Here is a 13,153-nt window from a genome sequence, read left to right on the forward strand (position 1 = left end):
TTCGTAGATTTTTTAATAGAGGGGGAAAAAGCATGCACATTATCGGGAAGGGGGTATCCCGGAAAGAATCGCTAGATAAAGTTACTGGTCACGCCAAATATGTAGATGATTTTGAAACGAAGGAAATGTTACATGCTAGACTAGTCGTTAGCCCTTATGCACACGCATTGATTAAAAAAATCGACCTAAGTGAAGCCCGGAATATCTTTGGTATTAGGGCAATCGTGACAGGAGAAAAGCTTCCGCTTACTGGCGAAGAGCTTCGGGATCGACCCCCAATAGCGTTTGATCGAGTCAGATTCCACGGTGAAGTGGTAGCTATTGTCGTAGCTGACACAGCTGACATCGCTCAGCTAGGGGTGGACTTGATAAATGTAGATTATGAATTACTTCCAGTAGTCAATTCTCCTTCTCAATCACTAGAAAAAAACGCTCCAATTTTACATGAACATCTTGGAGACTACAAAAAAATTCAAGGAGTGTACCCTGAACCTGGAACGAATATTGCCACTCGAACAAAAATTCGAAAAGGAGATGCTAAGAAGGGCTGGCAAGAAAGTGAGGTGAGCGTCGAAGAAACGTTTGCTTTTCGGCCGTCTGATCATTCAGCTATGGAAACAAGATGTTCATTTGCACAAATCCATCCTGATGGAATGATTGAGATCACATCCTCGTCTCAGGCGCCATTTATGATTAAGAAAATGATCGGAGAGTATTTCGACATTGAGCCTGGGACTATTAAAGTCATTACTCCATTAGTTGGTGGTGCTTATGGGGGGAAAGCTTCGATTCAAATAGAAATTTTAGCCTATCTTGCTTCTAAAGCTGTAAATGGTAGATTGGTAAAAATAAGGAATAGACGTGAAGAAGATATGCTGACCTCACCTGGACACATCGGTCTTGAGGCAAAGGTAAAGCTTGGAGCAACGAAAGATGGACAATTAAAAGTGGCGGAGCTTCTCTATTTATGGGATGGTGGAGCGTATTCTGATAAATCGATTGATTTAAGTAGAGCAGGTGCAGTCGATTGTACAGGTCCGTACAATATAGAAAATATTTGGTGTGACTCTTTATGTATGTATACGAATCATCCGTATGCTGCTCCATTTAGAGGATTCAGCCATTCCGAAGTAGCTTTTGTTTTTGATCGAACAATGGATGTCCTTGCCAAAAAACTAAACATGGACCCTATAGAGCTCCGTCTAAAGAATGCCATTCTTCCAGGTCATACTACTCCTACTCAAGTCCTCTTAAATTCTAGTAATGTTGGTAATTTACCTGAATGCATCCGTCGATTAAAAGATTTAATCCATTGGAAGGAAGGGCAAATCATTGATCTAGGCAATCATAAAATAAGAGCAAAAGGAATTAGCTGTGCTTGGAAAACATCGACAATCGATCCTGATGCAGGCTCTGGAGTTATTTTATCATTTAATGAAGATGGTAGTATCAATTTGATTTCCGGTGTCGTCGAGATTGGCACAGGAACAAAAACGGTATTAGCCCAAATGCTTGCAGAAAAAATGAAAATGGATATAAAAGACATTCATGTTCAGATGCATGTAGACACACTTAATACTCCTGAACATTGGAAAACGGTCGCTAGTAGAGGAACATTTATGGGAGGAAGAGCTTTGTTAGCTGCTGCAGATGATATCATTCGGCAGCTGAAAAATTTAGCCTCCTGTATTTTGAGAGCCCCAGTAGAAGATTTAGATGTGGGATACGGCAAAGTTTTTTTGAGGGATGAACCTTATACGAATATAGCAATCAAGGAAATTGCTTATGGTTATACGTATCCGAACGGTAACTCTGTCGGTGGTCAAATCATTGGAAGGGGACATTATACATTAAGGGGTATTACTTATTTGGATAAGGAAACAGGAGCGGGAAAACCTGGACCCGAATGGACAGTAGCAGCCTATGGGGTAGAAATAGAGCTGGATACAAGGGAGTATAGGTACAAAATAATGAGAGCTGTTTCTGTAATTGATATTGGCAGGGTCCTAAACGAAAAAACAGCTGTTGGTCAAGTAAAAGGTGCAATGAGTATGGGTTTATCTTTCGCTGGACGTGAAACATTTTGGTTTGATCCGAAAGGAAAAGTATTAAATCCACAATTAAGAACGTATCGACCTATTCGATACGGGGAACATCCGAATTATGTAGTAGATTTTGTTAAGACACCTGAAATCGATGCCCCATTTGGAGCGAGAGGGGTAGGGGAACATGGACTACTTGGAATGCCTGCAGCATTGGGAAATAGTCTTTCCACAGCACTAGCATCCGAAATAAATCAATTACCTCTAATTCCTGAATTACTTTGGAAAGTGAAAGAAGGTGGGAAATAGAGTGTTATCAATAAATACGGAGTATTATAAACCGCAAAATATTAAAGAGGCAACAGAATTGTTTTTTTCCCTAAAAGCTGAAGATAAACGCCCTATTTATTATTCAGGTGGAACTGAAATACTTACACTAGAAAGATTAAATTTAATTCAGGCAGGAGCCTTAATAGATATTAAAGGAATACCGGAATGTACTACTTTTGAAATAAGGGATAATTTGTTAATCTTAGGCTCTGCTCTTCCTTTGACTTCTATAGAGGAAAAAAATCTCTTTCCTCTCCTTACAAAAACATCTATGGGTATTGCTGATCGAACAGCAAGAAATAAAATTACTCTCGGAGGAAATATTTGCGGCATAATCTTTTATCGTGAAGCTGTTTTACCTTTTCTTCTGACCAATAGTTTTGTAAAAATTGCCGACACAAATGGAGAACAGCAGGTTCCAATCCATGATGTGTTTAATCAAACACTTCAGTTAAAAGAAGGACAGTTCTTGACTCAAGTGCTTACAGAAAAAGTTGATTTACAACTTCCTTTTATTAGTGTGAAAAAGAGGCAGCAATGGGAAACTGGATATCCTTTATTAACCATAGCTTCAATGAAAAAAGAAAATCAATTGCGCTTTGCCTTCAGCGGTTTATGCCCATTTCCGTTTCGTTCCTCACAAATGGAGGCTGAACTTAATAAAACAGAAGTACCTGTTGAAGAAAGAATTACAAAAGCAATCGAACATATTCCCCATCCAATCCTAGATGATTTGGAAGGATCAAAAGACTATCGGCTATTTGTGTTAAGAAACACATTGACGGATATTTTTTTTGAAATGGAGGGGAAATAGTGGCACAGTCACCGATAAAAAAAATAAATATTTTCCTAGAGATAAATGGAGAAAAACACCAGGTAGATATAAGACCAGCAGATACACTTTTAGATGTACTTAGAAGAGAATTGTCCCTGACAGGAGCAAAACCAGGCTGCCTAAACGGTGATTGTGGAGCTTGTTCTGTTATGGTGAATGAGACAGTATATAAATCCTGTATTATGCTAGCAGTAGAAGCCACTGATGCTAAAATCACCACGATCGAAGGATTAAAAAATGCTCCGATACAAAAGGCTTTCATCGATCATTTTGCTTTTCAGTGCGGTTATTGTACTCCGGGATTTATTATGAACTGCCAGTCCATGCTTTTGAAAAATCCAGAACCTTCTCCTGCAGTTGTTCAAGAATGGTTAGCATCGAATATTTGTAGATGCACATGTTATCAGGAAATTGAAGAAGCTGTATTATCCGTCATTGACGAGCAGGGGAAAAACTGAAGTTAGGCTGACTCTTAAATGAGTTAGCCTAACTTCTCTTTTTTAAATTTGTCCTTCATCGCCACGCTTGTGATCTGTAAAGAAGAATATGAAGATAATGATTGATAGAGCTATAAGAAAAATTTGATTGTCAGTTGGTCTAATCGTTGGTAAATCAGTAAGGGACATGATCACCATTCCTTTATCGATTTTTAAAGAAGTTAGGATCCATTTTAAAATGCTTTGAGACAATTTTTTGAAAAAAATGATAATTCTTCTTAAGTATAGGAAGTGTCGGTTCATACACTGGTGCTCCGAAAATAGGTCCACTCACATCGACTGAAAACCGACTTGGTCCAATTACTGTACTTATCACTCGAATTTCATCAATAATTAAAAGGATGGAAATGATTACATCAATTACATCAATTAGAGCATTAGTAAATTTATCACCGAATTTACTTTCTAGTCGCGTGCCACCAAATAATGGTCCGCTTAAAGAGATACTAAATTCTCCAGGTGTTACAAAAACACCGATGATTGTTATTTGACCTGTCAATAATAATACAGCAGTAGCTAAGTTTAGATCCCGTTGAAGGGAAGCGATAACACGAATCTCCTCTTGAATAGTAGCGTTTTTTATCAATGTAATCACACCCTCCTGCCCATTTTATGCAGAGAGGATCTAGATGTGAATATGAAGTTTCACCTCCTTTATCCACACCATTTTTCCAAACCAAATACAATTATAACGAATTTTAAAAATATTTATTAAATAATGGCAGAGAAAGTTGAATGGGGTTTCTTATAATGCTAATGTGTTAATAGAATTAATTTAAGGAGGTGAAATAATGTTTGATTTTGCAGAAATTAATTACTTAGCTGTACTGCTAGCAACGATTGCAACAATGATTATCGGTTTTTTATGGTATTCACCCGTTTTATTCGGAGATGTATGGATGAAGGAAATAGGTTTGAAACCGGAAAATATGTCTGGAGGAGGCCAGATGACATACGTACTGACCGCTTTAACAGCATTAGGTGGAGCATTTCTCCTAGCGATCCTTCTTACATTAATGGATGAAAGAACGATCTTGAGTGGTGTTACAATGGCATTACTCATTGCTTTAAGTATCTCCTTAAAAATAGGAATGAACTACTTATTCGAAAGTCGTTCAAAAAGACTTTACTTTATCACGATTGGATATCATTTGGTTTCTTATATAGTAGCGGGGATCATTCTCGGGATCATGTAGTAATATGAAAAGGTATGATCCGGATCTAGGGCTAATCTCAAGGTTGAAAACACTCGGTGTTTCCGAAAGATAGGCCCATTCAGACAACACGAATTGGAAATCAACTAAGTTTATCCGAATACAGTGCTCATTCGGACATCACCAGTTGAATATCTACTAAAACTGTCCGAACACCGAGCTCGCTCAGACAACAACTATATGAAATCTATCAGCTTATCTGAATCCAAGTATGATTTCATTTAGTAAAAACATTTAGATGGTTTACCTTGGAATCAATATTTACATGTAGAGTTATCAAAAGCTTAGTGCTTCTTTTATCGATCACTTCATAAAATAATAAAGATTTACAAAGGGAGAGCTACTGACATGCATCGGATAAAATTTTTCATTAAACTATTTATTAAAGAGCCTTGGTGGTTTAAAATCCTCATCGTTACAACTTTGCTAGTTTCCTTCATTTTTAGCAGTTCATTTTTTTCATATAATCCTTATTATGAAAGCTTATCCAAATTAGCTGCGGCGATTTTTTTCGGTGCATATGGTATTAAGATGAGACGAAGTACTTTAACAGCAGTGATTTTAATTACTTTGGCAGCTATTTGTATTTATCTTTCAATCATGGGAATTTTTTAGTTATAACCATATTATTTTACATTATGAAACTACAATTTTATTAAACTTCTTTTTCTACTTGACTTAAAGTCAACTTTAAATCGTAATATTTCTCTTATCAATAGGTAGGAGGAATGAGTATGTATAATCAACGAATCATCATTACAGAAATAGGTCAATTAAAATTAATTGAAGAATGTCTTCTAGAACTGAATGACAATGAAGTTAGGGTAAAAGTTTTGGTAACTGGGGTGGCATTTGCCGATATTATGATGCGAAAAGGTAAGTATCCAGGAGTACCTGATACTCCCTTTACACCAGGCCATGAAGTTGTTGGAATCGTCGAATCGATTGGTAGAAATGTTACTTCCGTTAAAGTAGGTCAAATGGTCGCTGCTTTTTGTAAATATGGTGGATACACTCGGTACATTCACTTGCATGAACAGTCAATGCTTCCCATTCCAACTGGTATAAACCCATATACAGTAGTTGCCATGTTACTAAACTACTTAACAGCATACCAATTACTATTCCGAGTCGCAAAAGTCCAAGAAGGGAATAGTTTACTCATTCATGGTGCTGCTGGGGGAGTGGGCACTGCTCTCTTACAATTAAGTCAAGAAATAAATCTAGAACTCTACGGCACAGCTTCTCTTAAAAATAAGAAAAAGGTCTTATCAATGGGAGCGAAATATATCGATTATCAATCAGAGGATTTCGTGGAAAGAATCGCTACTGAAACAAGTAATGGTGTCGATTTTGTATTTGATAGCATCGGTGGATATCATTGGAATCGATCCTATCGAACGTTGAAACCAAATGGACTATTTGTAGGATACGGATTAGCTTTTGCAAACCAAGACCATGTTAATTTTGAAGAAAAACGTTTTATGATGGAGGAATGGAATCGAATCCTAACTACGAATAAGACATCTTCTGGTCATAAAGGACATTTTTACAGTATTTCTAAAGTTCAACATGTCGTACCGCATTCCATTAAAGAGGATTTAACACAACTCATTAAATTACTATCGCAGAATAAAATAAATCCGATTATTTCACACAAAATCCCGTTATCACAAGCTATAGAAGCTCATCAATTGTTTGAAAGTGGAGTGGATGGTAAAATACTTTTACTTTGTAATTATGAAGGAGAATAATGATGTTAACGATCGGAGAGGCTGCAAAGACAACCGGAATTCCTACTCATACAATCCGTTACTATGAAAAAATAGGGCTTATTCCTACTCCACAGAGAAAAAATGGTAAAGATAGATTATTTTCAGAAAAAGAAATTCAATTTATTAAATTTCTATTAGGTTTAAAAGCAACGGGAATGAGCTTAAGCGATTTAAAAGAGATCGTTGATGCTGGATGTCTTCTAGATGCTTCACCGACCGATCATGCAGAGATAATTTATAAAAGGAAGAAGATTCTTGAAAAGCATTTAGTAAATCTGAAAGAACAGCGCAACTCTATTAATCATGTAATCACGCAAACAGAAGAAAAAATGAAAATATATAATGAACTTTTACCCACTTAAATTGAAAGAGATCTAACTAAATAAAATTAAAGACAAGTGAATAATCAACCCAAAACTAACATAAGGTGGATTCAAAATGGATAAAAGAGTTCAATTTGACTTTGAAATCGAATTTACTAATGGCGGTGGGATACAAGGTCAGGATTTTCGTCTGGATATTGATGGAAATGACATTTCTGACGAAGAGTTAGCTAAGTATATCGTAGAGGATATGAGGTTGCTAATGGTTGGTGAAGTTAGGATACTTAACAAAAAAATAATAATGGAAAAACATAAGCGAATACTTGATGATGAGAATTCTGAGAAATAAACTCACACAAAATGTAAGTGAGAATCAAAAATTCCTTTTCGAATAAGTATTTTAGATTTATCGGTTATTTTGGTGACTTTTCTAGTTAAACTACTGATGCATTAACTGAAGGAGCTTATAAGACACCTTATTTTCAAAAACTGGATAGAAGTAACAGTTGAAACATTCATCTATCCAGTTTTATTACCCTATTTCCGCGACTTTACATAAATGGCACCTGTTGTTTGTAAAGAAATGCACCCTTCTAAATCCTCGTTTTTCAATAATCCAAGATTTAATGCAGCTTTAACCTTTTCTTCATCAGGGCGTTTAATAGTTAGAACTAAATCCACCATATTCAAGCTTTCTAAACGATCTACCGTTTTAACCTCGTCAAATTTTTCCACCCTACGGATTTGCCGTTCAAGCTTTAAATCCTCAATCAATAGTTCACCTTTTTCATTAAAGCCGACAGTCTCATCAAAATAAAGATTAAAGATTTTCTTCATTTCGCTTAAATTCGCTTCAATCTTTTTCTTTTCTTCATTTAGACGATTGTATTCCCATAGCATATTCTTCGTAATTTCTTTATACATCCAATTCCCATCCTCCATCTCCCAACAGATAATTCATCTTATGGTGGGAAAATAGAAAATATTCGTCACCTAGTTTATTAATCTCTCATGTATTTGGACAACCCTGAATAGAATGAAGCAGGAGGGTGAGAGCATGTCCAATAAGTTCATTGTTCGATTTTATTTTTCGGAAAAAGAATTCATCCAATTGCCAATGAAAGCGGCCAATTATCAAATCATATCTGACAAAATTATTTCAGCCTTTAAGGGGGATAAATGGATTTCATTCCCGTCGAAAGAAGGATTACGAAAAATCGACTGCACAACCATTTTCTTAGAAAAAATCATGTATTTTCAAATTGAAAAACCAACTAAGGTTCTGTTGGAAAAATACAGTGAAGAGGATTATATCACTTGGTAAAATAGATCAATCTAAAATCGAGTATAGATTTTCTTAAAATTCCTAAGTAACCTAGTAACTTTTTACAAAAAATTTCGTCTCTTATAGTGCCGGCATTAAAACTAATTGAGGTGCAATGAGATGAAAATCAAGAGCAAATTATCAAATATATTATCAACGTTAATCATACTATTTACCTTAACAGCTTGTGGAACAACAAATATAGATAAGGATGAAAAGAATAAGGTTGTAAATGGATCAAGCCCAACAACTGAAGACAAAAAACCAGCTGGAATTGTCGCAGGAAAGCTAACATCTAGTCTTGAGAATAATAGCCAGAATGGAAATTTCAGCTTTATTTTTTCAATTAAAAACGAAAAAGAAAAAGAAGATATCCTAAAATATAGCAGCACGCAACAATATGATTATTCTTTAAAAGACAGCACAGGTATGGTTGTGTACACATACTCCATGGATAAAATATTTGCTCAACAAATGTCAGAAACAACATTAAAGCAAGGTGAAATCATTTCGATGGAAATCGATTTAACTGAAAGCTTAAATCAACTTAATCCCGGGACGTATCAGTTGGAAGTTTGGTCAACAGCTATCGATCAACCTAACTTAAGAGAGAATACTGAAATTAACTGGGGGGGCATTGGAGAAGGTATGGAGGAAGACGGTAAACTAAAAGGCTTCCCTGTCACTTTTATTGGATTAATGGATAATAACTCCATCGAAGTTCTCAATGAAGAGGGAAATCCAGAGCATTACAGACTATCTGAAAAAGTTAAACCTGATATTGCATTATTTAAGAAGGATGATAAAATCACGATTTATTATAAAACAATTGATGGGCAGAAAGTTATTGAACAGGCGACGAAAGATTAATAGGTTATTTAAAGAACTGCAAAAAAAGCTGCAGTTCTTTCTTTTTATCTATTCTTTTATTCATTTCATTTGGAAAGCAAGCGATTATCCATTATGATGAGAGTGTGGATTTAATTAGCAACAAATCATAGGGGGATACATAATGGAAAATGCAAAATTTCGATTGGAAAAAGATTTTCTTGGTGAAAAAGAAGTTGATGTAAATGCATACTACGGTATTCAAACATTACGTGCAGTGGAAAACTTTCCGATAACAGGATATCGAATTCACACTGAATTAATAAAAGCAATGGCTATGGTGAAAAAAGCGGCTGCACTAGCAAACATGGAGTCAGGTCGACTGTACCATGAAATAGGTGAGGCAATTGTGAAAGCTTCCGATGAAATCATTGAAGGTAAACATCATGATCATTTTATTGTTGATCCGATACAAGGTGGGGCAGGTACTTCCATTAACATGAACACTAACGAAGTTATTGCCAATCGTGCTCTTGAAATCATGGGCAAAGAAAAAGGGAGCTACATTCATTTAAGCCCGAATTCTCATGTAAACATGGCGCAGTCGACAAACGATGCTTTTCCAACAGCTATACATATTTCTACATTATCATTACTAGACTCTTTACTTGTAACAATGAATAAAATGCATGATGTTTTTTCTAAAAAGGCGACTGAATTTGATTCGATTATTAAAATGGGAAGAACTCATTTACAGGACGCGGTGCCGATCCGACTTGGACAAGAATTTGAATCATATCGTCGCGTGTTAGCTCGTGATATTAAACGTATCAGCAACACTCGTGAGCATTTATATGAAGTGAACATGGGTGCGACAGCTGTTGGGACAGGCCTTAACGCAAACCCACAGTATATAAAAAATGTCGTTCTACATTTAAAGGAAATTACTGGATTCCCATTAGTAAATGCTGAACATTTAGTCGACGCGACACAAAATACAGACGCATACACTGAAGTATCTGCATCTTTAAAAGTGTGTATGATGAATATGTCTAAAATCGCTAACGATCTTCGCTTAATGGCATCTGGTCCTCGAGTTGGCTTTAATGAAATTTCCTTGCCAGCTCGCCAACCTGGATCTTCGATTATGCCAGGAAAAGTCAACCCAGTTATGCCAGAGCTTATCAATCAAGTTGCTTTCCAAGTTATTGGAAATGATCACACGATTTGTTTAGCATCTGAAGCTGGCCAGCTTGAACTTAATGTAATGGAACCAGTTCTTGTCTTTAACTTAATTCAATCGATCAGTATTATGAACAATGCATTCAATGCCTTCACTGATTTCTGTTTAGAAGGAATAGAAGCAAATGCTGAGAAGTTAAAAGCGGATGTTGAGAGAAGTGTTGGAATTATCACGGCAATTAACCCGCATCTCGGCTATGAAGCAGTGGCGCGAATTGCTCGTGAAGCGATTCTCACTGGAAAATCCGTTCGTGAGCTTTGCTTAGCTTATGATGTATTAACCGAGGAAGAGCTTGATTTAATTTTAGATCCTTATGAAATGACACACCCAGGTATTGCAGGGGAGTCTTTATTGAATAAAGAGTAATAATTAAAAACGAAAGCTCCGTTTATATGGAGCTTTCGTTTTTTCGTTAATGTCGTTCATAAAGGAAATGAACGACAAATTAAGGTGTTGTGCAATCGAAATGCCATTCATAAGGCAAATGAACGACAAAACTAGGTAAATCTGTAAACGAAATGTCGTTCATAAGGCTAATAAGCTACAAAACTAGGTAAATCCGCAAATTAAATGCCTTTCAGTGAGATAATTAATGACGATAATACTCAAAAAAACATAAGAACAGAGCAGACTATGCACTTTGATTTAAACTAGTATTCTTTTTCTTAATTCGACCTGCATAGATGGCTACAACCACACAAGTTGTGATTAATGTACCATGAAAAACCCAAACCATTTTTGCCAACGATAAGCTTTCTAGTAAAATAGGGGCAACAACAAACCCAAGTGCGAAACCTAATGATTTCAAAAGCATACCTACTCCAAAGATCCTCCCACGAATATGATTCTCCGTTTTTTGAAGAATCGTCGCATGTAATGTCGTAAAGCAAGCATCAAACACTCCAGTTAAAAGTGCAAACGGTAGGACGAGCCATAAATTATGATTAGATAGAAAAATAATGAACCCGGTTGACATCAAAATGGCCGTCAAAAAGCAGGCATAATAAAGTCTATTACTTTGTAAAAATTTTAATTTTGGAAGAATGAGCGTGGCCATCACAGAACCAATTCCCCAAACGCCCCAAATTAACCCATAGAAAAAGCTTTGTTTTGATGCATTGATACTTTCCGCAAGTAATGGAATTCCTAAATTATGTGATGCACCGGCAAATGCCCCAACTAAGAAAACGATATTTACTAAAAATAACATTGGCACCAAAAGGATATAGGAAAAAACTTCTTTTAAATCATTTCCAATATCAACTAGTTTCTGTTTTACTCCGCTTCCAATGGCCATCTTACTAACTGAGGAAGTTTGCCATTTCATTTTTATCAAGACAACAGCTGATAAAATATATGTAATAGCATCAATGACAAGGGTAATTTTATATCCAAGGAAATCAGTAATTACTCCAGCACCGATAAAACCACCAACTAAGCTTATTGAAGTTAAACGTGCAATTAATGAATTCGTTTCTAGAACTTTATCTTGACCAAAAATTTGCGGAATTTCCGCACTATAGCTTACAGCGAAAAAGCTACTAGTAAGTCCAATCAAAAAACAGACAATAATAATCATGATTGGATTTGGAAATGGGATTAAACAAAGAATGATAATCGCTCGAAAAATATCAGTATAAATCATGATTTTTCGTCGATCAAAGCGATCCGCAATGACTCCAGAAAATAAACTAGAAAGAACTCCACCGAGCGTTCGAAACGCCATAGTAGCTGCTAACCAAGCAGAACTGCCAGTTGCCACATACATCAAAACATTGATGGCTATCAAATCCATAAATGTCCCAAGGTCTGAAAAAGCTTTAACATATAGAAAAATTTTGCGATTCATAAATACTCCCTTATTCGTAGTGTTTTCTAATTTATTTTAAATAGTTTGAATTTATTTCGCAATACGAAATTCTAAATATTCAACAATTTCGGTGCAGGATTATGAAACAAAAAAGCGAATGTAATTTAAAGTAGATAATTTAATGGAGGTGTTTTTTTTGAATCATCCAATTTTAAACCAAATCGGAACAGTATTTATACCAGTTAGTAACATAGAGCTTGCAAGAGATTGGTATTGTGATATATTGGGAATTCAAGCAGAAGGAGAAATACAGTTTGGTCATATTTATGTTATCCCTATGAATGGTACGAGAATCGTTTTAGATAGTAAGATTTTTTCAGAAGAAAATATTTTAAATTTCCCGTTATTCCATTTTAATACAACAAATATTGATGATGCCTATTCATTTATAAAGCAAAAAAAGGTTCATTTATTAACTGATATTCAACATAATCACTATTTTAATTTTAAAGATCCTGACGGGAATACACTGATGATTTGTAAATGTTAATTCCAAATAAGGAGAAACAGCTATTATGATAAATAAAACACCAGAACAACTTGCTCAGTTACAATTGGATGCATACAATTCTAAGCAACTACAAGAGTTTATCGATCAGTATGACGATAATATTGTCGTATTGGAGTTTCCATCTAACAAAGTATTGATGGAAGGGAAGGAAGCATTTACTGAAAGATATCGGAAACTATTTTTAGATAATCCAGATTTAAATGCAGATTTAAAAAATCGTACCTTCATGGGGAACCATGTGATTGACCACGAATATTTAACAGGGAGAGCAGATGGGTCTACTGGGGAAGCGATTGCTATATATGAAGTGAATGATACACATATAGTAAAGGTTTGGTTTATTAAATAACCTATAACATAA

16 protein-coding genes are annotated in these 13,153 nt (G+C 35.6%); 13 read left to right on the plus strand and 3 right to left on the minus strand.

Annotated elements, in window-relative coordinates; translation table 11 throughout:
• Window positions 1-32: 32 nt before the first annotated feature.
• Genes ACFSO7_RS07925 through ACFSO7_RS07935 form a run of 3 tightly spaced genes read left to right on the plus strand, consistent with a single transcriptional unit; the run spans window position 33 to window position 3,665 of the window.
• Window positions 33-2,351, plus strand: a complete 2,319-nt coding sequence (locus ACFSO7_RS07925) for a xanthine dehydrogenase family protein molybdopterin-binding subunit (RefSeq protein ID WP_377876768.1) — start codon at window positions 33-35, stop codon at window positions 2,349-2,351.
• A 1-nt stretch (window position 2,352) separates the two neighbouring features.
• The gene (locus ACFSO7_RS07930; protein ID WP_377876769.1) at window positions 2,353-3,186 is read left to right on the plus strand and encodes an FAD binding domain-containing protein; all 834 of its coding nucleotides are present in this window, start codon (window positions 2,353-2,355) and stop codon (window positions 3,184-3,186) included.
• Window positions 3,186-3,665, plus strand: a complete 480-nt coding sequence (locus ACFSO7_RS07935; RefSeq protein WP_377876770.1) for a (2Fe-2S)-binding protein — start codon at window positions 3,186-3,188, stop codon at window positions 3,663-3,665. Before ACFSO7_RS07930 ends, ACFSO7_RS07935 begins: the two co-directional genes overlap by 1 nt.
• A 181-nt stretch (window positions 3,666-3,846) precedes the next feature.
• Here ACFSO7_RS07935 and ACFSO7_RS07940 read toward each other — a convergent pair whose 3' ends face one another.
• On the minus strand, window positions 3,847-4,299 hold the full coding sequence (locus ACFSO7_RS07940) for a hypothetical protein (RefSeq protein WP_377876771.1): 453 nt from the start codon (window positions 4,297-4,299) through the stop codon (window positions 3,847-3,849).
• A 196-nt stretch (window positions 4,300-4,495) separates the two neighbouring features.
• Between ACFSO7_RS07940 and ACFSO7_RS07945 the strand changes: the two genes are divergently transcribed.
• The 5 genes from ACFSO7_RS07945 (at window position 4,496) to ACFSO7_RS07965 (ending at window position 7,365) form a co-directional block, all read left to right on the plus strand.
• Entirely contained in the window at window positions 4,496-4,900 is a 405-nt protein-coding gene (locus ACFSO7_RS07945; RefSeq protein ID WP_377876772.1) for a DUF1761 domain-containing protein, read from the plus strand.
• Window positions 4,901-5,266: 366 nt separating this feature from the next.
• Window positions 5,267-5,533, plus strand: coding sequence for a hypothetical protein (locus tag ACFSO7_RS07950; RefSeq protein ID WP_377876773.1), 267 nt, complete (start codon window positions 5,267-5,269; stop codon window positions 5,531-5,533).
• A gap of 119 nt (window positions 5,534-5,652) precedes the next feature.
• Window positions 5,653-6,672 carry a medium chain dehydrogenase/reductase family protein gene (locus tag ACFSO7_RS07955; protein ID WP_377876774.1) on the plus strand — a complete coding sequence of 340 codons (1,020 nt, stop codon included), beginning with the start codon at window positions 5,653-5,655 and terminating at the stop codon, window positions 6,670-6,672.
• Between the two features lie 2 nt (window positions 6,673-6,674).
• Entirely contained in the window at window positions 6,675-7,055 is a 381-nt protein-coding gene (locus tag ACFSO7_RS07960) for a MerR family transcriptional regulator (RefSeq protein WP_377876775.1), read from the plus strand.
• A gap of 76 nt (window positions 7,056-7,131) precedes the next feature.
• Window positions 7,132-7,365: a cyclase gene (locus ACFSO7_RS07965; protein WP_377876776.1), complete on the plus strand. Its 234-nt coding sequence runs from the start codon at window positions 7,132-7,134 to the stop codon at window positions 7,363-7,365.
• A gap of 188 nt (window positions 7,366-7,553) precedes the next feature.
• Here ACFSO7_RS07965 and ACFSO7_RS07970 read toward each other — a convergent pair whose 3' ends face one another.
• Window positions 7,554-7,940 carry a hypothetical protein gene (locus tag ACFSO7_RS07970; RefSeq protein ID WP_377876777.1) on the minus strand — a complete coding sequence of 129 codons (387 nt, stop codon included), beginning with the start codon at window positions 7,938-7,940 and terminating at the stop codon, window positions 7,554-7,556.
• Window positions 7,941-8,073: 133 nt separating this feature from the next.
• On the opposite strand from ACFSO7_RS07970, the gene ACFSO7_RS07975 reads away from it, so the two are divergent.
• From ACFSO7_RS07975 to aspA, 3 genes are all read left to right on the plus strand, one after another.
• Window positions 8,074-8,340 (plus strand): hypothetical protein, encoded by a 267-nt coding sequence (locus ACFSO7_RS07975; protein WP_377876778.1) that lies wholly within the window; start codon window positions 8,074-8,076, stop codon window positions 8,338-8,340.
• 120 nt (window positions 8,341-8,460) lie between these two features.
• Window positions 8,461-9,210 carry a BsuPI-related putative proteinase inhibitor gene (locus ACFSO7_RS07980; RefSeq protein ID WP_377876779.1) on the plus strand — a complete coding sequence of 250 codons (750 nt, stop codon included), beginning with the start codon at window positions 8,461-8,463 and terminating at the stop codon, window positions 9,208-9,210.
• Window positions 9,211-9,352: 142 nt separating this feature from the next.
• A complete protein-coding gene (gene aspA, locus ACFSO7_RS07985) occupies window positions 9,353-10,777 on the plus strand; it encodes an aspartate ammonia-lyase (RefSeq protein ID WP_377876780.1) in 1,425 nt (474 codons plus the stop codon).
• Window positions 10,778-11,042: 265 nt separating this feature from the next.
• Here aspA and ACFSO7_RS07990 read toward each other — a convergent pair whose 3' ends face one another.
• Window positions 11,043-12,260, minus strand: coding sequence for an MFS transporter (locus ACFSO7_RS07990; protein ID WP_377876781.1), 1,218 nt, complete (start codon window positions 12,258-12,260; stop codon window positions 11,043-11,045).
• Window positions 12,261-12,417: 157 nt separating this feature from the next.
• Between ACFSO7_RS07990 and ACFSO7_RS07995 the strand changes: the two genes are divergently transcribed.
• Window positions 12,418-12,771, plus strand: a complete 354-nt coding sequence (locus tag ACFSO7_RS07995; protein WP_377876782.1) for a VOC family protein — start codon at window positions 12,418-12,420, stop codon at window positions 12,769-12,771.
• 25 nt (window positions 12,772-12,796) lie between these two features.
• Window positions 12,797-13,141: a nuclear transport factor 2 family protein gene (locus ACFSO7_RS08000; RefSeq protein WP_377876783.1), complete on the plus strand. Its 345-nt coding sequence runs from the start codon at window positions 12,797-12,799 to the stop codon at window positions 13,139-13,141.
• Window positions 13,142-13,153: the final 12 nt, after the last annotated feature.

The sequence above is a fragment of the Bacillus sp. CGMCC 1.16607 genome, assembly GCF_042683745.1.
Lineage (GTDB): Bacteria > Bacillota > Bacilli > Bacillales > Cytobacillaceae > Pseudoneobacillus.